The following is a 21,174-nucleotide window of genomic DNA, read 5'->3' as shown; positions in this document are numbered from 1 at the left end:
GTGTGGGATGAATTACGGGAAAAATTCTTTCATAACCGTGCCTTCGATAATTTGGATGCGCTTGAGATACATCTGGAGAGCGCGCTAAAAAGCCTTGAATCAAACCAGGAAACTATGCGCAGCATTACCGGATGGGATTGGATTATTAATGCTGTTCCTAAATAGAATTGGAATTAGTGGTTTCCATCGCGACTTGATGCAACATGGAAGAACGTAATTTTCCGCTGATCAATGCCAATATCACCGCACCCACGGCGCCCATCGCGGCTGATTCTGTCGGCGTGGCGATACCGGCAATCACTGTACCCAATACCACGATCACCAATGTCAAGGCAGGAACAATTGCTCGGAATGCCTGCCAGTACTGCGATGCGCGTGGCGTGTTTGGGCGCGGCATCGGAGGCGCGGCGTCTCGTTTCAACAGCGCAAAGGCCAAGCAATAAATAATATACAGCATCACCAGCAACAAACCCGGCAGGAGTGCAGCGCGATAAAAATCCCCCACTGGACGCTGCAATACATCGCCCATGATGATGAGAATAATGGAAGGCGGGATAATCTGTCCCAAAGTGCCAGACGCACAAATCACACCAGTGGCTAGCCGTTTATCGTAGTAATATTTCAACATGACGGGCAATGCAATCAATCCCATCGTGACAACCGAGGCCCCCACCACACCGGTTGATGCCGCCAGCAACATGCCTACCACCACCGTCGACACCGCCAGTCCGCCGCGTATCTGGCCAAATAAAGAGCCCATGGATTCGAGCATACTTTCTGCGATACCGGATTTTTCCAGGATCAGTCCCATGAAAATAAACAGAGGTACTGCCATCAGCGTGACATTGGTCATGATCGATTCCATGCGGTAAGCCACCAGCATGAACAATTGCAGGCCTTCTGCATAAAGACCGAAGAGCACCGCCACACCGCCAAATGTAAAGGCAACCGGAAAACCCAGTGCCAGCAGCAGCAGACACACCAGGAACATCGCCAGCGCGATCATAATTTATCCTGATGCAAAGAAGAGCCTTGCATAGGTTCGATATTATCCCCGGTGAGAATACGTACATTGCGTGAAATAACCGCTAACGATTGCAGCAGGACCAAAAAATAACCGAGCGGAAGCAGTGCCTTAAAAGCGAAGCGGTAGGGCAGGCCACCAGGATCACTGGATATTTCCTGTATTTGATAGGAATAAATGACAGGATCGTAGGCACTTAATAAAATCAGAGAGCACATCGGAAGCACAAAAACTACGGTACCAAAAATATCGATCACGGCTTTTCTGCGTAATGACATTTTTGCGTAAAACATGTCCACCCGGACATTGGCATCTTCACGCATGGTATAGGCTGCACCGAGCAAAAATACCGCAGCAAACAAATGCCATTCCATTTCCTGCATGGCGATAGAACCTGAGTCAAAACCATAGCGTGCAACCACATCAATGAATACAATGATAATCATCAGCACGCATAGCCAGCCTGCTAGCCAGCCGGCAGCACCCGATAATTTTCCAATCAGACGCTCAAACTGACGCAATGCATTCATATTCATCCTGCATACATCCTGCACCGAGAACCATACTCCACTTCGATCAACTATGATTCCGAGGTTAGTCACCCGCAACGGTCATACGATCGATTAAAACTGATCCAGTTTGTTTCGATCCGTGCACCACAACATCACTACCGATGGCCAATACGCCCTGAAACATTTCCTTCAGATTGCCGGCAATGGTGATTTCCTCTACTGGATAAGCAATCTCCCCATGCTCCACCCAATAACCCGAAGCGCCGCGTGAATAATCCCCTGTTACTGCATTGACACCTTGCCCCAATAATTCGGTCACCAACAGACCTTTATCCATTTTTTTCAAAAGTGCGGCAAAATCCAGCGGCGCTGCAGTGTACATGATCAGATTGTGTGTACCGCCGGCGTTTCCGGTTGTGCGCATGCCCAGTTTACGCGCTGAATAACTCCCCAGAAAATATCCCTGCACGATGCCATTCTCAATCACATTGCGCTCGACCGTGGCCACCCCGTCATCGTCAAATGCGCTACTGGCCAAGCCCTTATGTAGATGCGGCAATTCACGAATCTGAATGTCTGGTGCAAAAACCTGTTGGCCGAGGCTGTCCAACAAAAAGGAAGATTTCCGGTAAAGGCTGCCGCCGCTCACCGCGGAAGCAAAATGTCCGATCAGACCGGAAGCAATAGGCGCCTCAAATAATATCGGCACTTCACACGTTGCAATTTTTCTGGCACCCAAACGGGCCGCACTACGTGCACCCGCTTTTTGCCCAATCTGCTCAGGCGATTCCAGATCAGCGGCATCACGCGCAACGCTATACCAATAGTCGCGTTGTTTGTTGTTCCCCTGTTCAGCGATCATGGCACAACTCATGCTGTAGCGCGAAAGCGGATAGCCGCCCATGAAACCCAGACTATTTGCATAAATAAACTGGGATTCGCTGAGTGAAATAGTGGCGCCTTCCGAATTGGTGATACGTTTATCGGCTGCAAATGCCGCTTGTTCGCAATTCTTTGCCAGCTCTATGGCCTGTTCAACCGATAATTCCCATGGAAAGTACAAATCCAGATGCGGATAATCTCGTGCCAATAACTCCGCATCCGCTAAGCCGGCACAATCATCGTCAGCAGTATAACGGGCAATCGATAACGCTGCCGCAACCGTATCACTGATAGCCTGGGGCGAAAAATCAGAGGTGCTGGCATTACCGCGCTTTTGTCCAATATAAACGGTTACCGATAATCCCTTGTCACGATTATATTCAATCGTTTCGACCGCATGATGACGCACGGTAACGGTTTGGCCAAAACCATCTGAAACATTAGTTTCACAAGCAGTAGCACCGCCTTGCTTGGCATGCATCAAAATATCGCGAGCAATTTGCTGCAGTGTACTGAATGGATACGAGAATCGGGAGTCAGAAACGGGTAAGTTGTTCATAAATGGCAATTAACAAAGAGTTTAAGCTGGATTGCGATAAAAAACTTCGGTGGTTAAAAAACAAATTATCTAAGTAAAACGTTATGATAGCAGCTTCTTGACACTTCATTACACAAGCTGCCGTGCAAAATAATCCGGAAAACGATGACAAACAAGATATTGCGCCGAGCAAAACACAGCGCAAAAAAGACATGCACGCATTGCAGGAGATTGGCGAGCAACTGGTGGAACTGGATCAAAAGAAACTGAACGAGTTTGATCTGCCGGAGATTTTAATGGACGCTATCAAACAGGCTCGCACCATGCAGAAACATGGCGCCCGGCGCCGGCAAATGCAATATATCGGCAAACTCATGCGCAACATCGATGTGCTGCCGATTCAGGAAAAGCTCAATTCCTGGCACCAAGCGTCACTGCACCAGACAGCGAAGCTGCATCAGCTTGAACGCTGGCGTGAACGCCTGCTGACCGATGAACACGCGCTCACGGAATTTGCACAAAAATATCCTACCGCAGATTTGCAACACCTGAGATTATTAATACGCAATGCCCAGAAGGAAAAAGCGGCTGACAAGCCGCCAAAAAGCTTTCGCTTATTATTCCAGGCACTGCAGGCCACGATTACTGAAACCTGATCAATCTGAATTTAGCATTCTGATATGTGCAGCAACACAACGCCCCAGCGCATTCAGATCATAACCACCTTCCAGCACGGAAACGATGCGCCCATGCGCATATTTGTTCGCAATGGCTTTAATCTGCTGCGTAATCCAAACATAGTCCTCATCGATTAGCTGCAATTGTGACATCTCATCATCCCGGTGCGCATCAAAACCAGCCGATACAAAAATCATCTCGGGCTTGAATTGATCCAATGCTGGCAGCCAAATATCGGTCACTGCCTTGCGAAAAACTTTCCCGTCAGCACCACGCGGCAGTGGTACATTGATCATCCGCTCGCTCGCGCTGTCTGCACCGCAATACGGATAGAAAGGATGCTGAAAAGTGGAGCACAACAGGACATGCGGATTATCTCTGAAAATTTCCTCACTACCATTACCATGATGCACATCAAAATCCAGAATCGCAATTTGCTGTAAGTGATATTGCTTGATCGCGTGTGCAACACCCACCGCTACATTATTAAATAAACAAAATCCCATGGCGCGGTCCGATTCGGCATGATGCCCCGGCGGACGGACGGCACAAAATGCATTATTCACTTTTTCATTCAGAACCATATCCGTTGCCAGCACAGCCGCTCCAGCCGCCCGCAATGCCGCATTCCAGGTAAAAGGATTCATGGCAGTATCCGCATCAAGCATCACTAATCCGGCAGCAGGGGCAGCTTGCCGAATGCTTTCGATGTAATCCGGCGTATGCACGCGCGCCAACTGTTCTGTAGTTGCCAGCGGCGCATCATAATGTTGCAGCTGTGATAGCAATCCCATGGCTTGCAGTTGATTCTGGATGGCTACCAATCGCTGCGGACATTCCGGATGATAGCTGCCCATGTCGTGTTTGAGACAATCTGGATGAGTGATATAGGCTGTTTGCATTTACTTCCACTCCTATGATTCCTGCCGATAACGATCATACCCTGCATTCATTTGAAACAACAAACAAAGTTTATATATTGATTCATCTATACCATGATAAATTATCAATTTTCTGAAACCAGCCTACAGAACCATATAAAGAATTTAAATTAACGCATTTTTCGTCATATGAGGAGGAGGGATTGTGAACGAGTATATCGCTAAAATATCAAATTTTATTTTCTTTGATGCCCTTACAGGAAGAAGCTGGCTGGACATTGTATCGATTCTAGCACCCTCCGTTATTTTAATTACCATATTGTTTTGTATGTCTTTTTTCATAAAAAATAGAAAATGGAAATTCTCTGCGTATGCAGGGTGTCTGGTACTTGCACTGGTCTACCTGCCTTATGAATTACTGCGCCAATCCACAGCGATAGCCAGAGCGGATGCAAATATCAATGAAGTGCACAATAGTTTGCAAGGGCTGCTCAATTCCGCCAATTTAGCTCATCTGAAAGCTGCCGCAAATAAAGAGGTCTCTGCCGATATTCTGGACGAATTGATGCATGGCCTCAATCAGGAAAAGAAAAAAGATCTTATTCTCGTTTCATGGTTGATTGCTGAAAATGAAAAGAGCTCGCTCAATCAGATTAACGACAAGCAAAAATCACTCGCTGATGAAATCAAATCCAGCTTAAATGACACAAAAACCGAAATCATTGCATCACGTCCACCTATTGAAAAGATCTCTGACACGATTGTGAAACGACTGGACAGTGATATCAACCAGCTGGTAGAAACAAAGATGCAGGCCTTTAAGCAGGAGATTGATCACTCATTGGATACCTTCAAAGACAATATCAATGCTTTTGTTCAGGGCGAGCTCAACAATTATCAGGAAAAACTGGCTGTCATCACACAACAGAATGTCGATGAATTAAAAAATTATTCCAATAAAGCCAATCAAGCTTTCTCTAGCCAGGCCAACAAAATAAGTCAACAGTCATTGAAAAAAATAGACGCTGCTAGAGACAGCATTGATGAAGCCGGCACTACCATCGCACAGACTGTTACACAGCAAATCAAGCAACTTTCAGCTTCGGTTGAGCTTTCGCAGAAAAAAAGTGATATTTTATTTGAATATAATGAATGTATGAGAACTGCTGGTTTACTGGATATCCATGGCAAGGAACAACAATGTAAGGCAAAATTGAATCAGGACATGAGCAACCTGAAATCGCAATAAATACATTGATCTGACGGTTGCTGGATACAACAAGAACTGTCAGATCAAGGATCTTCTTGACTTCCTATTTTTTTACAAAGTCAACCAGTTTCTGGTAAGTAAACAAATAATCCTGTGCTTGTAAAGGAGTATGGCATTGCACGCAGTTCAGATCGTTGCTTTTCGGAGTACCATCTGGATTGTAAACAGCAAATCCCCAGTTCCCGGTACGATTTTCTTGTGGGAAAGCGGCATCCCAATTATTTCTGTTTTCCATTACTGCAACCGCTGACAATGAATCTATCTCAAAGACGCCTTCACTACCAGCAATCGGCTTACCTTCAGCGTCTTTTTTAGGAGTGTATATTTCCATGATAACGACAGAACCAGGAGCGCTTTTATTACCTTGCTGATAGCTGGAAATCGCAACATCATTAGCATACAGCTTGGCAACTTGTGTCTGATTGGCGCGATTCATAGTGGCATATTTTGCAAAGGTCTTTTCATAACCTTCAGGAAATTTTACATGCTCGGGATCTCCACCGGCATAGGCATAAAGTGGTGCTGCAATCAATACTGCGGCGATTGTTCTCAAAGCATATTTCATGTTTTTTCTCCTCCTTAGAATATTTATGGATAAAACAGAACTCGAGTTATTATCATACCGTATTAACCAGCGAATATTGATGGGTTATCGTTAATGTTCTTTTATCGCGCAAGATCCAGAATCAGCCTGGCAGACAAATAAAGAACCAGGATCGTCAGCACCAGATGGACTATAAAACTGACCGGATTTTGCTTAATTGTGCCTAGGAAAGTGGTATTTTTTCCTTCCTGTTTCAAGCGGACATATTCTTCCCGTACTCTAATCACTCGTTCATTCTGATAGGCGTCCAGTAATGCACGTGCCTTCTGGAACTGATGTTCATCCTTAAGCCATATGGCCGGCATTGATACACCCCAGTTACCTGGCGATGTTTCATAGAAATCAATCTCATGATCGGCTAATAATTGGCGCACATCATGGGCTTCCTCATCCGAGACGCCGTTAAGTCGGAATAAAATTTTTGACATATATGGACTTTTCTTGCGTTATTTTCGATGGTTCAATGGATAAATTTATAGCATTAATTGATATTTTTATCGTATTCAGTTTAATGTCAACAGCAGGAAACTCCGCTAACCAGACCTGCGTCTCGCCTTACTGCATACCACGATACGTCGTAGCGACCGTTTTTGCTTAGCTTTCTTTTGTTAGATGCGAGAATTTCACGTATTGTTCATGGTATTCAGGAGAATAGATTTTTCTTTCATTCTCACTATGATGACAACATCATTTGCACGATTTCTTTTAATTATTTCTGGCCCAATATTACTCTGCAGCTGTGCAAGTTTATTTTATTATCCCAACAAAGAACATCTGTATTATGACCCCAAAGTGATGGGATATCATCCTGAGGATGTTTATTTTACTGACGCTGCTCAACGAAAACTCCACGGTTGGTGGTTTCCCGCCAAGAAATCTCCAGCAAAGGCAACCATCATTTTTTTCCATGGCAATGCTGAAAACCTGACTTCCCACTACTTGCACCTGGCTTGGATCACTGCCGGAAGCTATAACTTATTTATTTTCGATTATCCGGGCTATGGTTTGTCTGAAGGAGAACCCACACCTAAAAGTTGCTTAGAGTCTGGCCACGCGGCAATGGATTGGGTTATAAAAAACAAATCTCTGAATGATCCTCTGATCATTTATGGTCAAAGTATGGGTGGTATCGTCGCCTTACGAACTGCGATTGATAAAAAATCTGAAATTAACCTAAAGCTCGTGGTAGCAGATAGTACTTTTGATTCTTTCCAACGCATCGCCAGAACAAAGCTAGCTCATAGCTGGTTAACCTGGCTGATACAGCCGCTGAGTTATGTTTTATTGAGTGATCGTTGGGCTCCAGAAGATTTGAAATCCCTTTCACCTGTTCCTGTTCTTGTTATCCATGGGCTGAAAGATGCCATTGTCGAACCCGAGTTGGGTGAAAAAATCTTTGAAAAATTGGCCGAGCCGAAAACCCTATGGAGAATTCCTGATGGTGCTCATACTGATGTGTTTTTGCAGAATGATCGAGGATATCGGGATAAATTTTTATCTTTTCTAGAGCACTTAGATCAACCGTAGGCGTATCATGATATTCTTCCATAAAAAATTGTTTTCACTTCAAGCCCAGATTAACGTTCTATAATTCACTGGCGGTTTGAAGCACCTGATTTTTTAATCATTAAACTAAGAAGATGCTCTACGATAAATAAGCAACTTTCGTTAGAACACTTTCGAATGTATCAAACCTATCAAATGTTGGCAACGATATATTTATTCAGCATTTTTATTTAAAGATCCGATTAAAACTCTAATTTAGAGGCATCCGGAAATGAATTCCCGAATTGAATACTCACAGGTTATTTGAGCAATGAAAAAAACCATATTGATCACAGGATGCTCAAGCGGAATCGGTTACTGCGTTGCCAAAGCACTACATGGACGAGGCTATCGTGTGTTTGCAACAGCCAGAAGGCGAGAAAGCGTTGAAATGCTACTGGCCGAGGGTTTAGAGAGCTTCCGTTTGAACTTAACTGATTCAAACTCTATCAATTTCGCTTTTGAAGAAGTCATGCGCCGAACGAATGGCGAGTTATATGCGTTGTTTAACAATGGTGCATATGGCTTGCCAGGCGCCGTGGAAGATCTAAACCGTGATGCCTTACGTGCGCAATTTGAAACCAATGTTTTTGGTTGGCAGGAATTAACCAATCTCGCGATACCGGTGATGCGCCGCCAAGGTTATGGAAGAATTATCCAGAACAGCTCGGTATTGGGCTTTGTTTCATTACCTTTCCGCGGCGCTTACAATGCTTCAAAATATGCTATTGAAGGTCTAAGCGATACCCTGAGACTGGAGTTGCGAGGCAGCAATATTTATGTCAGTTTGATTGAACCGGGTCCGATTACCAGTCAGTTCCGCATGAATGCGGTCAAGGCACTGGCCAAATATATCGACGTCGATAATAGTTATCACCGTGAAAAATACCAAGGAGTTTTGAATCGCTTAAACAAGCCAGGTCCAGCCGTTCCCTTCACGTTACCACCCGAAGCTGTACTTGAGCGAGTAATCCATGCACTGGAAGCAGCCAAACCTCAACCGCGTTACTATGTGACGTTCCCAACCCATCTGTTTGGCGTACTCAAACGCGTTTTGAGTACCCGCGCATTGGATATCCTACTGGCCAGATCAGGGAACAATAACTAAGGAAACGCTGATTAATTGACTGCACGGGCGAATCGCTTCGTTGCGCGGTACTCACTTCCTCGTCTATCTGATTGATATGTCTCGGTTGCTGCGTTCCGTGTGCCTCGGGCTTCATCACGTTCGCCGAATTAATCAGCGCTTCCCTAACAGAACAGAAACCTATCTTAAATTTTACAGCGCTAAAATGATCAGCCGATCAAGACTTAACCAGCATTTGCGCAGGATTGCAAAATTTTCCAGGCCATGGTACCAACATATTCATCGCCTCTCAGCGTTGCATTAACTGTTACCTCATCAATTTTCTTTAACATTAAGGCAAACGCATAAACGGATGCATTCCCCATGGTCCTATCGGCGTAGGGCAGGGTTTCCACAGTCGGTTCTGTATAAATAAGAACAGCATCGGGATTTAAAGGCGAATAGGCAGGGTATATGTTGCGCAGGTATCTGGTATCAAATGCATGGATTTCTGATGCGTCAACATCTAAGTACTTACGATTTCTGAATTGTAGAATACGCATCGGCCATCGGCCGTCGGATCGCAGTTTATCAACCACGCAGCCTGCCAGTAAGGAATGCTCCCCCGCAAGCTTTTCCTCATAAAGCTGGTTTTTTTCTTTTGAGTCAATGAAATTCACACAAGTCGATAAGAAAACTACTATTAGAAATACAAACCCTGCCTTCACAGCATGATCTTCCTCGAAGCATTAGAAAGTAGCAGTATTCAACTCGAATTGATCGGTTGATCGTTACTACCTTTGGCAAATGAATTGTGCTGGGAACCGAATCTAACCGCTTAGCTTAGTTTTATCAAAGCTATCCACCAAAATAAACATAAGGTTTCATTGGCTCGGCAGATTCTTTAAAACGCTTCTGTTCTGCTTTGTCGAGTTTCTTGTCCCACCAGATACTCCGCGCTTCCAATCGCTTTTGTTGCAATTGCGGATTCTTCTCCAGGAATTCACGCATAAATTTTGTATGATCAGATTCGTAGTTATCATCCATCGTTCAATCCGTTCTTCAGAATTTAAAAGCTTAAACTTTAGCATAGGCGTTATTTTCTATACAGACCTTGCGCGAGAAAAGCGCCATTTTGACAATTTAAGATTTTTTATTTTATAAATTAACCCATTAAATTTCAATGTAATTATGATGACTATAGGTGGATTCTCGCAACCTGGATACGCAATCCGAGAAAGGCAGGTCATACATTTCCTCAAGCTTTTTAGCTCTGGCTTTCAGTATTTTCCAAGATAATCTCCCAAGGCTATGCTTAAATGCAAAAACAATTAGATTACCGCATGCTCCGGATAATATCGTAACAACACGGCCTTGGAAGCTGTCTTTAATCCGCTGCAAATAGGTATTGAGGTTTTTATTCTGACTCAGCAGATTAACGACAAGCATGCCATTTTTATTTAGCACCTGGTAGGCTTGATTATAAAATTCCTGACTGCACAGAGAAGCACTCTGGCAATCATCATGGAAACCGTCTACCATCAAAATATCTATAGTGGGGGAATAATCACGCAGATACTGTTCACCATCAGCAAGAATGATCTGCAGGCGCTCATCTGCTTCGGGTAGGGCAAAGTGATTAAAGGCTGCGCTGATCACCTGCTGATTAATTTCAACGACGGTGGTTTTAGTCTGAGGTATCTGATGATAAACAAATTTTGCCAATGACCCGCCACCCAGGCCAATCATCAGAATATGGGAAGGTGCTGGTTGGAACAACAAAAATCCCATCATGTATTGTGTATAGAGCAATTCCAATTCATTCGGCGCATTTATTCTCATGGCGCTTTGTATTTCAGAACCGCCCAAATGCAGGGATCGCACGCCATTTTGCTCGCTGATTGCAACATCAATTTCACGAGGGGATTTTTTAGCAAATCTGATCATACGTCAATAGTAAGATAAAAAGAAGAATATGAGCCGTTTAAAGAAAATCCAAACTATGCTTGCTTACTGGATTTATGTTTATCAAAGGAAAGAATTTTTCCGGTAGCCTCTTTTTTTAAAGCGCTCAGTATTGTTTTAGGTTCCCGCAAGGTATTCAGCAATCCCTTCTCTCCCAGTACGCTGTGCCACATTCTTTGCGAGACCTGTAAACAAGCAGCCATTGGGCTACTTGCCTGCCTGCGAATCTGGTCCACTTGCCACTGTAAACCTATCATGCGCTGTTTGAGATGTGGAGGTGCCTGTTCTATCAGATCGTTTATTAACTGCTGTCGCATGACCTCAAATTTTTCTGAATCCTGATGAGCCAGTTTGGACCATACATCAAAGTCAAAGTCAGGTATCTTCTTTTCTTCATCCATCTAAATATCTTAGTACTTTATTGTCAAAAATTATTGTGGATGACAAACGAACTTGCAATCAGCTTCGTCGGTAAGATCGAAAATAAAAATAACTACATCTTCTACTGGCTCAATCTGCTTCCGGCACCTAAATTTGAAAGCCTCAGAGCTGATGCAGGTTAGAAATATAAAATCCATGCTGCATGAAACTAACAACCAAGAATGTTTTAGATCACTTATTGAGATATCGGGATTAGGCTGCCTAATCCCGACCGAAGCGTATGAATTTATTTAATTTCAGCTGTAACCAGGGTAGATAGCATTCTGACTTTTTGATTCATGGTGTGAGTATTCGATGCCAGGCTTTCTACCAATTGTCCATTTTGCTGAGTGGATTCATCTATTTGAACAATCGCTTGATTAACCTGATTAATTCCATTAGCCTGCTCCTGAGAAGATTGAGAAATTTCAGACACGATACTAGCAATCTTCTTGACACTTTCTTTGATCATTTTTAATGATTCAGCAGATTGATTCACCAGTTGTGTACCGCTTTCCACTTTGTAAACGCTGTCACTAATAAGATCCTTGATTTGCTTGGCAGACTCTGCACTACGACCAGCCAGGCTGCGCACTTCATTGGCAACCACTGCAAAACCTCGGCCTTGCTCACCAGCTCGTGCAGCTTCTACAGCGGCATTAAGCGCCAGCAGGTTGGTTTGAAAAGCAATCTCATCGATAACGTTAATAATATCCGCAATTCTTTTACTACTTTCATTGATTTCATTCATAGCGCGCATAGTAGTGGAAACGACCGACCCGCTTTTCTCAGCCAGCTTGCGAGTATCTTGCACAAGCTGATTGGCTTGTTTTACATTTTCCGCATTTTGCTGCACTGCAGAGGTAATTTCTTCCATGCTGGAAGCTGTTTCTTCAAGGCTAGAAGCCTGATTTTCCGTACGACTTGAAAGATCCACGCTACTGGCTGCAATCTCAGCAGCAACTTGTTCCAGCGCTATTGATGATTCTCTAACACGACCAATGGCGGTGCGAAGTTTTGCATTTTGAAATATCTGGACATATTCCAATTGGCCCAATTCATCAGTTCTGCCGGTATAAATAAACCGAGCTAATGGATCATTGGCAATTTTTTTCGACTTTGCGACCAAGTTACGAAGTCCACTTAATATATGGTATATAGCGGCAGAGCTCAGAATGCTGCCTGCTATAAAACTAGCCAATGCAAAGAACAGCGAAATTTGCCCAGCCAGTGCCAGAATGACGAAAGTGAGCGCAAAAATACCGATAATGGTTAGTGCCATTTTTGCAGTCAAACTGATAGGAAATCGTGTTAATTTAACCTCATCAATTTTAGAACGTCGCTTATCATCTGCTGTTTTCTTCGACATAATTTGGGCATATAGCGCCTCAGCTCGATTAACCCAGGCTTTTTTTGGCTTTACCCGAACTGACTGATAGCCAGTAATTTTACCGTCTTCATACTGAGGACTGGCGAAAGCATCGACCCAATAGTGATCACCGTTTTTATTGCGGTTTTTTACTATCCCCATCCAAGGGTTGCCCGCTTTCAGTGCGCTCCATAGCATTGCATAGGCTTCAGGTGGCACATCAGGATGACGGATAATATTGTGACTTTTATTCTCGAGTTCCTCCCAAGTAAAGCCACTCATTTTAATAAAATCTTCATTGGCTGATATCAGAAGCCCCTTCAAGTTGGTTGTTGAAATAATTTCACAATCGTTATCCATACCCATATCTCTTTGAGTAACCGGCTCATTTATTCTCATTGCTCACTCACTATATATTTGTTAAGAAATGCAAGGTCTCTACGACATTATCTTAAAATACTTGAGTGGCTTATTCGAGATAAGCAAGGCAACAATATTTTAAAAACAATAACTTATACAATATTACACTTATCTTAAATGAAAAAATGAGGCCAGATGAGCTTGTATTGGAAGACTATGCAGAGCTCTCATTGAATGAGAAATTCAGTTCCAGGAAAATTTTCAAGAGGGCAGTTTATGTCTGGCTCTTTATTGTTAAGTGACAAATATTTATCTATTCAAAGTGTCTCGCACCGGAACACGCCAGATAAAGAAAACCAGGATACTACCAATCACAACCAGCATCAGCTTTTGCCATAGCTCGGGCACAATCAGGATAGAACTGCCGAATGACAATGCCATCAACAGATAGACCCACCGTTTGACGGGACGGGGGATACTGCGATGAATGCGCCATTCAAGAATGATTGGACCGGCTATTCGATTCGCCAACAGCTTGCGATGGAAGCGTTCTGAGCCGCGTGCAAAACAGGCGGCTGCCAAGAGTATAAAAGGTGTCGTGGGTAATATCGGCAAAAACGCGCCCAGTGCACCCAGAAACAATGCCAGAAAACCGACTCCCAGATACAGGGCACGCACAAAAGGTGATTCATGCAAGCGTAAAAGATCGGCTGCTTGTTGATCGAGCACCTGCTGTTTATTCTGACGCACCTCAAGTTGCTCAGACGATTGCATTATTTTGATGAGTAAGATAAATAACTATTGAATACAATTTATTATAAACACTCGAATGTTCCTAATCAACCTAACAATACGCATATCAGCTCGAATACCATTCCTGATGACGAATTGCTGCAAGCGGTTATAATACCCCAGAGTTGATTGTTTAGAATTAACCAAATTTAATCTTTTTTGAGGAAATTATGTCTAATATAAAGAATCTATTTAATTTAAGTATCCTATTAGCATTTCTCATCACCACTCAGATGGCATTCGCTTACAAAGAGCTCGCAGCGACTGATGGTCCTCAGTTTCAGAAAATTGATACCGTCGTTGGTACTGGCGAAGAAGCTGAAATAGGAAAAACCGTGAACGTCCATTATACCGGCTGGCTGTATGACGAAAATGCACCGGATAAAAAAGGCAAAAAATTTGATAGCTCATATGATCGTAAAGAATATTTCTCATTCATGCTAGGCGCTGGGCGTGTCATTAAAGGCTGGGATCAAGGTGTCCTTGGAATGAAAGTAGGCGGACAACGCACGCTCATTATTCCATCCTCTATGGCCTATGGCGCACGCGGTGCGGGCAATGTCATTCCGCCGAACGCAACTTTGATTTTTGATGTTGAATTGATCAGCCTCAAAGCGAGCTCACACTATTAAAACAGTTTTATCTACTGTAATTTTTAAAATTTTAATGAGCTATTAAGGAGCTTGCTGTTATGCAGCTTCTGAGTAGCTCAATCTAGCTGTTTGAAATCGATTATTGACTTATCTTACTAAGATGCTTTGACTATTTGCTAACCTGCTGTAGACATTGAGAGGACACTACCATGACTGTACAGCAACGTTTGAATCAATATAAGCGGCTGAGTATCAGCCTTGGCGTGATAGCTATTCTCATTGTCCTGATAACAGCACTTAGCTACTTTTGGTTACCCGGTTACGCAAAATCCCAGCTTGAAATACGCCTGTCAAAAATTCTGCAGCGTCCTGTCAGCGTAGCATCCCTTGAATTCAAACCACATACACTTGAGCTAATTGTGCATGGTTTTCATATCGGTGACAAAGTTGATGCACGTGAACAAAGTAAAACGCTGTTTTCCTTTAACAGATTGCATATCGATGCCAGTATTGAATCACTGAAACGGCGAGTGCCCGTCATCACTGCAATTACCCTGACAGATCCTAAGCTGCGCTTGATTCGAGAAACGGAAAACGAGCTGAATGTTTCTGATCTACTGGAGCAATTCAGCCAGCTGCCGGACGAAGAAGATTCAGATCGCGGCATGCAATTCTCCATCAGCAATATTACGGTTCGAGGCGGCCATTTTGAATTTGATGATCAATACATGAAAGCAAATCATCAAATCACTGACATCAATCTGGGTATTCCCATCCTTGCCAATTTCGATAGCGCACTCACCGAGTGGATAGAACCACACTTCAGTGCCAAAATGAACGGATCAACTTTTGCACTTGATGGCAAGCTACGTCCATTTGGTGAACATCAGGAAGCCACTCTGGCTTTTAAACTCAGCAAATTTGATTTAACCCAGTTCGATCAGTATGCCCCCTTACCCAAGGGTATTCGCCTCCTATCGGGTTTTTACGATGGCGATCTGCTGCTTACGTTTATCCAAGCACCTGACAAAGCACCCGATATTACGTTAACCGGCAATACGATACTGAGCCAATTAGCAATAAAAAACAATGCAGTAGAAACACCGTATCGAGCCAATATGAAACAACTAGCGGTCGCACTGACGCAAGTCGATTTGACCGGGAATAAGCCATCGCAAATCAAGCTGGATATGGATCAAGTCGCATTGACGCGGGAAGGGGAAAAGGAGCCCGCCTTATCACTTGCCCAGCTGACTATCGATCAAATCGCGGTCGATACCACAGCACATCAGGTCGTGCTGGGGGAAATAACACTGGATCGCTTGAATACTACCTTGCGTAGAGATGCCGGCGGGATTATTGATTTAACCCGGCTGTTCAATCCTACGAATCAATCCGAACCTCGGACTCAGGCTCAGGCGCAAACTCAACCACGAGTTCAGACTGCAAACATTCCGGTTCCAGCTAAAAAACCAACCCATTCTATCGCTGACATTAAAATAGCTGAAAAGGAAACGCCTTCGCACGAACCTGTTCGCACGAACAAGCAGCAATCACCCGCTACGGATGTCGCCTGGACCACGCCAATCAAACGCATCGAACTCAAAGCAGCTACACTGCGCTATGAAGACCTAACACTGACAAAAGTTACACCGATGGTTTTAGATTCATTCGATTTAACACTGGATGATATCGATCTAAAGGGTATCAAACCATTAAATCTGGCGTTACAAGCGCAAGTGAATCAGCATGGCAAGATTAAAGCCGATGGCTCGCTGGCATGGGCACCGCTGGCAATCGATTTAACCTTAAACCTTGATACGGTTGATCTGGTATCTTTGCAAGGTTGGGGCGGTGATAAACTGACTGTATTGCTAACCAGCGGCGATATTTCTTTTGATGGTAGGGTTAAAGTTAGTAGCGAACCGCTGAAAATTCTGGTGAACGGTGATGGGAGGCTCGCAAATTTCAATGTGTTTGACGCAGCAACCGCACAAGATCTGCTGCGCTGGAAAAAGCTTGATATCAGCAACCTGAACTTTGTCAATGATCCGCTACGCGTTGACATTAAAACAATAAGCCTGAACGATTTTTTTGCGCGCATGATAATTCTGCCAGATGGTAGCCTTAATCTTAAGCATATCGTGCGGCAGGATACGCCGGCAGGATCCTTACTAGCCGCTGCCGATGCAACCTCTTCGGGTACTCAGCGAGTTAAGCCCAAAAAGAATACGCCTGCTTATATCGATAAGATTATCTTACAGCAAGGTAATATTAATTTCAGTGATCAATTCATTAAGCCGAATTATCGCGCCAATTTAGCAGGGCTTGCAGGGCAAATTGGACCACTCCATCCCGGTAAACCAGGCAAGATCGATATTCATGGTAAGGTTGCTAAAACAGCGCCCTTAGAAATTCGCGGAACGATTAATCCATTTAGTTCCGAGCTCTCTCTCGATCTCGTTGCACAAGCTAAAAATATTGACCTGCCGCCCTTCAGTCCTTACTCGGGAAAATATGTCGGCTATGAAATTGAAAAAGGCAAGCTGTCAGCGGATGTCAATTACCGGATTGAGCAAGGGGTTTTAACCGCTAATAACAAAATTTTTCTGGATCAATTCACCTTGGGTGATAAAGTACATAGCGAAAGCGCCGTGTCTCTCCCACTTGATCTGGCGATTAAATTACTTAAGAATCGCAATGGTGAAATCAATATCCGTCTACCGGTCAAGGGTTCAATTGACGATCCTGAATTTAGCCTAGGAAGTATCATTTTCAGAGCATTTGTCAATCTGATCACCAAAGCGATCACCTCACCTTTCGCACTGCTAGGCTCAGCGTTCGATGGCGGTGAAGAACTTTCCGAGATTATTTTTACTCCCGGATTTGCAGATATTGATGGATACGCAGCGCAGCGCCTGCAAGCTTTAGCACAAATCTTAATCGATCGTCCGACACTCAACTTGGAAATTTCCGGCCACTTCGATCCTATGGATTATGAAGGACTCAAGCTAGCTACCTTGCACGATAAAGTGAAAACACAGAAACTCGCCGAGCAAACTCAAAAAGGTATTGCCAGCGGTGCTCTCGCGGATATTGTATTAACGCCGGAAGAATATAGTAAGTATCTTGAAATGGCCTATAAAAAAGAGAAATTCGAAAAACCCAAGAATATGATTGGCCTGACCAAAAGTTTACCCGATGCTGAAATGGAACAACTTATTCTGGCGAATATTCAAATTAACGGCAATGACCTGGCAGCATTAGCAGAACGCCGCGCCATCGCCGCCCGCAATTGGCTGGTCGAAAACGGCCAGATTTCCGATGAGCGTATTTTTATTGTGGGCATTGAGGAATCGGAAGAAGGTGAGCAGAAGAAGGGAAGTCGGGTAGAGTTTTTGCTAAAGTAAGCAATCATCTTAGCCTAATCTGTAATAGATAAAGGTTAAGCCAAATTACTAACTTGAAAAAAGGAGATGAGATGAATGAAAAAACAGTAAAAGAACGAATACACGCCGAACTGGCTAATCTGCAATCGATAGTCGATGAAGTCAAGTTGCAGATGCACTTGGGGGCGAAAGAGGCACAGGAAAAGATTCAACCACATCTCGAGGAGCTCGAACAGGAGTTAAACAAAGCAAAGAAAAAATGGGAACAATTTGAAAATAGCTCAGAAAATGCCTGGGAAGAGATTCAGTCCGGGCTTAGCAAGTCAATGAAATCCATGCAACAAACGTTCGAAAAAGCAAAAAAGCATTTTTCAGAGCAAGACAAAAATTAATTACAAAAAACTCATTGGTTTATAGAATCAAATATTCTAGTGCTGACCTTCCTCTCCACACAACTCTTTAGCAAATGGAGAGGTTAGGCTAGCCTTGATTTCCCTTGAAAGATAATCAATCAATAAAACCCACAATGTAAACTTGCACTCATAATTCCGCACCTCCTATAATTGCAACTTGGAAATCACATTTTCTTTTTTCAGCACATGCTGCAAAAAGGTTTCACGTGAAACATCTTTGATAAGAATCCTTCTCTTTACAGTTATAAGTTATTGGTTATTCAAAGGCATATCGCAGGCATAATACTATGAGCAATCATACAGAATTCGAGATTATCGTTGTTGGCGGCGGGCATGCAGGTACTGAGGCAGCGCTGGCGGCTGCACGCATAGGGCATAAAACGCTGTTGCTGACGCACAATATCGAAACAATTGGGCAGATGTCGTGCAATCCGTCCATCGGCGGCATTGGAAAAGGACATTTGGTCAAAGAAATCGATGCCTTAGGCGGTGCGATGGGAACAGCTACCGATGAGGCTGGCATTCAATTTCGCATTCTCAATTCGAGCAAAGGACCTGCTGTCAGAGCCACGCGGGCGCAAGCGGACCGGGTGCTTTACCGGCAGGCCATACGTAAACGCATTGAGAATCAGCCGAATCTGCGGGTAATGCAACAAGCTGTCGATGATCTGATTATCGAACAAGATCGCGTAGTTGGCGTTGTCACCCAGCTCAGCATCAAAGTCTATGCACGTGCAGTCATATTGACCGTCGGCACCTTCCTGGCGGGGTTGGCGCATATCGGTAGAACCAATTTCAAAGCGGGCCGGGCTGGCGATCCACCTTCATTAACACTGGCGCAAAGATTGCGCGAAATGGAATTTCCAGCAGGGCGGTTAAAAACTGGTACACCGCCGCGTATCGACGGCCGCAGCATGGATTACACAAAACTGATGGAGCAACCGGGCGATCAACCCACGCTGGTGTTCTCATTCATGGGTGAAAATATTCAGCATCCGCCGCAAGTATCCTGCTGGATCACCCATACCAATAATGTGACGCATCAAATCATCCGCAATGGTCTGGTGGATTCACCGTTGTATACCGGTAAAATTGAAGGTATTGGACCGCGCTATTGCCCTTCCATCGAAGACAAGGTGGTGCGTTTTTCTGCGCGGGAATCGCATCAGATTTTTCTTGAACCGGAAGGGCTAGGCACGCACGAAATATATCCCAACGGCATATCGACCAGCCTGCCGTTTGACGTACAGGTCAAACTGATTCATTCCATCGCCGGTCTTGAAAATGCGCATATCACGCGACCCGGCTATGCGATTGAATACGATTATTTTGATCCGCGCAACCTGAAACGCTCACTGGAAACTAAAACTATCGAAAACCTGTTTTTTGCCGGGCAAATCAACGGTACAACAGGGTACGAAGAGGCCGCCGCACAGGGTTTGCTCGCCGGCATCAATGCCGCGCTGAAAATCCAAGGCAAGGATGCGTGGCAGCCACAGCGCAATGAAGCTTATTTAGGTGTTCTGATCGATGATCTGGTGACTTCCGGGGTAACAGAGCCTTACCGGATGTTTACCAGTCGCGCGGAGTATCGGTTACAACTGCGCGAAGATAACGCCGATCTGCGCTTGACAGAGATAGGCAGAAAACTGGGATTGATCGATGATCAGCGCTGGGCTGCTTTCATCGCCAAGCGGGAAGCGATTGAGAAAGAGCAGCAGAGGCTCAATTCGGTGCGACTGTTACCCGGCATATTACCGGAGGATGATGCAATGCGCGTTCTGGGTAAAGGCATCGAACGCGAATATACGCTAACCGAACTGTTGCGGCGGCCTGATGTCACCTATGCTGCACTGATGACATTACCAGGTGCAGGCACACCGGCAGTCAGTGCACAAGTGGCTGAACAAGTTGAAATACAGGCCAAGTATCACGGCTACATCCAACGCCAGCAGGAAGAAGTATCCCGCCAGTCGCAGTATGAAAATACCTTGCTGCCCAAGGATATCGATTATCGTGTGGTCAAAGGCCTGTCGAACGAGGTGCAACAAAAACTGAATCAGCATAAGCCGGAAACCATCGGCCAAGCCTCAAGGATTTCCGGCGTGACGCCTGCCGCTATCTCGCTATTATTAGTGCACATAAAACGCGGATTGGGTACGGCTGACAAAAAACAGCGCGCATGAGCCTGTTACAACAAATTACTCAGAGCTTGCAGGTGCTGGATTATGATTTTGCAGCGCAGGAAAATTCGCTCCCTGAATTGATTGCGCGCTATTTATTGCTAATCGAAAAATGGAACAGAATACATAATTTAACCGCCATCCGGAGTCCGCATGACATGCTCTATCAGCACATAATGGACAGCCTGGCGGTACTGCCTCATATCAGTGGTCCGAAAATTATTGATGTGGGCAGTGGCGCAGGATTGCCGGGCATCCCCATTGCATTGGCAAGACCAGACTGGCAAGTCTTGCTAATTGAAAGCAATCAAAAAAAAGCATCCTTCCTGCAACAGGTTAAGATCGAACTAGGATTGCAGAATGCTACTGTGATGGCAAAGCGCGTGGAGGATATGCAACCGGATAATCGGGTAAGCACCATCATCACACGGGCATTCTCCGAATTGGGAGATTTTATTCATTTAACCCGGCGGTTGGCTGCGGAAAATAATGTTGGCTGCCGCTGGGTCGCGATGAAAGCAGATTGTTCAGAGGCTGAGCTAAAACAGGTACATGATCCCTTTGCTATTGAAAAAATAATATTACTGGCTGTGCCGGGGCTTGATGCAGCCAGGCAACTGATTATCATCAAAAACAATGTCGCAGAATAAAAATGCAACACAGCTTTGATTCAGCTCAATGAATACAGGA

21 protein-coding genes are annotated in these 21,174 nt (G+C 44.4%); 9 read left to right on the top strand and 12 right to left on the bottom strand.

The window, feature by feature from the left end; translation table 11 throughout:
* Positions 1-157: 157 nt before the first annotated feature.
* From BM021_RS10665 to pmbA, 3 genes are read right to left on the bottom strand one after another with little or no spacing between them, the layout of a single operon-like run.
* Positions 158-991: a TRAP transporter large permease subunit gene (locus tag BM021_RS10665; RefSeq protein ID WP_256207877.1), complete on the bottom strand. Its 834-nt coding sequence runs from the start codon at positions 989-991 to the stop codon at positions 158-160.
* A gap of 11 nt (positions 992-1,002) precedes the next feature.
* Complete coding sequence (locus BM021_RS10660; RefSeq protein ID WP_090721017.1) at positions 1,003-1,560, bottom strand: TRAP transporter small permease subunit; 558 nt, start codon at positions 1,558-1,560, stop codon at positions 1,003-1,005.
* 58 nt (positions 1,561-1,618) lie between these two features.
* The gene (gene pmbA / locus BM021_RS10655; protein WP_090721016.1) at positions 1,619-2,977 is read right to left on the bottom strand and encodes a metalloprotease PmbA; all 1,359 of its coding nucleotides are present in this window, start codon (positions 2,975-2,977) and stop codon (positions 1,619-1,621) included.
* A gap of 122 nt (positions 2,978-3,099) precedes the next feature.
* Between pmbA and yjgA the strand changes: the two genes are divergently transcribed.
* Positions 3,100-3,612 carry a ribosome biogenesis factor YjgA gene (gene yjgA / locus BM021_RS10650; RefSeq protein WP_090721015.1) on the top strand — a complete coding sequence of 171 codons (513 nt, stop codon included), beginning with the start codon at positions 3,100-3,102 and terminating at the stop codon, positions 3,610-3,612.
* Here the strand turns inward: yjgA and BM021_RS10645 are convergent, their stop codons facing one another.
* Positions 3,613-4,536 carry a histone deacetylase family protein gene (locus tag BM021_RS10645; protein ID WP_090721014.1) on the bottom strand — a complete coding sequence of 308 codons (924 nt, stop codon included), beginning with the start codon at positions 4,534-4,536 and terminating at the stop codon, positions 3,613-3,615.
* A gap of 184 nt (positions 4,537-4,720) precedes the next feature.
* On the opposite strand from BM021_RS10645, the gene BM021_RS10640 reads away from it, so the two are divergent.
* Entirely contained in the window at positions 4,721-5,764 is a 1,044-nt protein-coding gene (locus tag BM021_RS10640; protein WP_090721013.1) for a hypothetical protein, read from the top strand.
* Between the two features lie 64 nt (positions 5,765-5,828).
* Here the strand turns inward: BM021_RS10640 and BM021_RS10635 are convergent, their stop codons facing one another.
* Entirely contained in the window at positions 5,829-6,350 is a 522-nt protein-coding gene (locus BM021_RS10635) for a cytochrome P460 family protein (RefSeq protein WP_090721012.1), read from the bottom strand.
* A gap of 101 nt (positions 6,351-6,451) precedes the next feature.
* Positions 6,452-6,817 (bottom strand): DUF6164 family protein, encoded by a 366-nt coding sequence (locus tag BM021_RS10630; protein WP_090721011.1) that lies wholly within the window; start codon positions 6,815-6,817, stop codon positions 6,452-6,454.
* Positions 6,818-7,064: 247 nt separating this feature from the next.
* Between BM021_RS10630 and BM021_RS10625 the strand changes: the two genes are divergently transcribed.
* The gene (locus BM021_RS10625; protein WP_177186360.1) at positions 7,065-7,916 is read left to right on the top strand and encodes an alpha/beta hydrolase; all 852 of its coding nucleotides are present in this window, start codon (positions 7,065-7,067) and stop codon (positions 7,914-7,916) included.
* A gap of 289 nt (positions 7,917-8,205) precedes the next feature.
* A complete protein-coding gene (locus BM021_RS10620) occupies positions 8,206-9,042 on the top strand; it encodes an SDR family oxidoreductase (RefSeq protein WP_090721009.1) in 837 nt (278 codons plus the stop codon).
* Positions 9,043-9,245: 203 nt separating this feature from the next.
* Here BM021_RS10620 and BM021_RS10615 read toward each other — a convergent pair whose 3' ends face one another.
* From BM021_RS10615 to BM021_RS10590, 6 genes are all read right to left on the bottom strand, one after another.
* Positions 9,246-9,728 carry a hypothetical protein gene (locus tag BM021_RS10615; protein WP_090721008.1) on the bottom strand — a complete coding sequence of 161 codons (483 nt, stop codon included), beginning with the start codon at positions 9,726-9,728 and terminating at the stop codon, positions 9,246-9,248.
* 130 nt (positions 9,729-9,858) lie between these two features.
* The gene (locus tag BM021_RS10610) at positions 9,859-10,047 is read right to left on the bottom strand and encodes a DUF3460 family protein (protein ID WP_090721007.1); all 189 of its coding nucleotides are present in this window, start codon (positions 10,045-10,047) and stop codon (positions 9,859-9,861) included.
* Between the two features lie 126 nt (positions 10,048-10,173).
* A complete protein-coding gene (locus BM021_RS10605) occupies positions 10,174-10,947 on the bottom strand; it encodes a polyamine aminopropyltransferase (RefSeq protein WP_090721006.1) in 774 nt (257 codons plus the stop codon).
* Between the two features lie 53 nt (positions 10,948-11,000).
* On the bottom strand, positions 11,001-11,366 hold the full coding sequence (locus BM021_RS10600) for a DUF3135 domain-containing protein (RefSeq protein ID WP_090721005.1): 366 nt from the start codon (positions 11,364-11,366) through the stop codon (positions 11,001-11,003).
* Between the two features lie 266 nt (positions 11,367-11,632).
* Positions 11,633-13,153, bottom strand: a complete 1,521-nt coding sequence (locus tag BM021_RS10595; RefSeq protein WP_090721004.1) for a methyl-accepting chemotaxis protein — start codon at positions 13,151-13,153, stop codon at positions 11,633-11,635.
* Positions 13,154-13,423: 270 nt separating this feature from the next.
* Positions 13,424-13,888: a YbaN family protein gene (locus tag BM021_RS10590; RefSeq protein WP_090721003.1), complete on the bottom strand. Its 465-nt coding sequence runs from the start codon at positions 13,886-13,888 to the stop codon at positions 13,424-13,426.
* A gap of 188 nt (positions 13,889-14,076) precedes the next feature.
* On the opposite strand from BM021_RS10590, the gene BM021_RS10585 reads away from it, so the two are divergent.
* From BM021_RS10585 to rsmG, 5 genes are all read left to right on the top strand, one after another.
* On the top strand, positions 14,077-14,538 hold the full coding sequence (locus BM021_RS10585; protein ID WP_090721002.1) for an FKBP-type peptidyl-prolyl cis-trans isomerase: 462 nt from the start codon (positions 14,077-14,079) through the stop codon (positions 14,536-14,538).
* 170 nt (positions 14,539-14,708) lie between these two features.
* Entirely contained in the window at positions 14,709-17,909 is a 3,201-nt protein-coding gene (locus BM021_RS10580; protein ID WP_090721001.1) for a DUF748 domain-containing protein, read from the top strand.
* Positions 17,910-17,980: 71 nt separating this feature from the next.
* Positions 17,981-18,280, top strand: coding sequence for a sll1863 family stress response protein (locus BM021_RS10575; RefSeq protein ID WP_090721000.1), 300 nt, complete (start codon positions 17,981-17,983; stop codon positions 18,278-18,280).
* 308 nt (positions 18,281-18,588) lie between these two features.
* Positions 18,589-20,487 (top strand): tRNA uridine-5-carboxymethylaminomethyl(34) synthesis enzyme MnmG, encoded by a 1,899-nt coding sequence (mnmG, locus tag BM021_RS10570; protein ID WP_090720999.1) that lies wholly within the window; start codon positions 18,589-18,591, stop codon positions 20,485-20,487.
* A complete protein-coding gene (rsmG, locus tag BM021_RS10565) occupies positions 20,484-21,134 on the top strand; it encodes a 16S rRNA (guanine(527)-N(7))-methyltransferase RsmG (RefSeq protein WP_090720998.1) in 651 nt (216 codons plus the stop codon). The genes mnmG and rsmG overlap by 4 nt, the downstream gene beginning before the upstream one ends.
* The last annotated feature ends 40 nt before the right edge of the window (positions 21,135-21,174 follow it).

Origin of the sequence: Nitrosomonas sp. Nm166 (assembly GCF_900112825.1) — a bacterium.
Taxonomy (GTDB): domain Bacteria; phylum Pseudomonadota; class Gammaproteobacteria; order Burkholderiales; family Nitrosomonadaceae; genus Nitrosomonas.
This window is presented reverse-complemented; position numbering and strand designations above follow the sequence as displayed.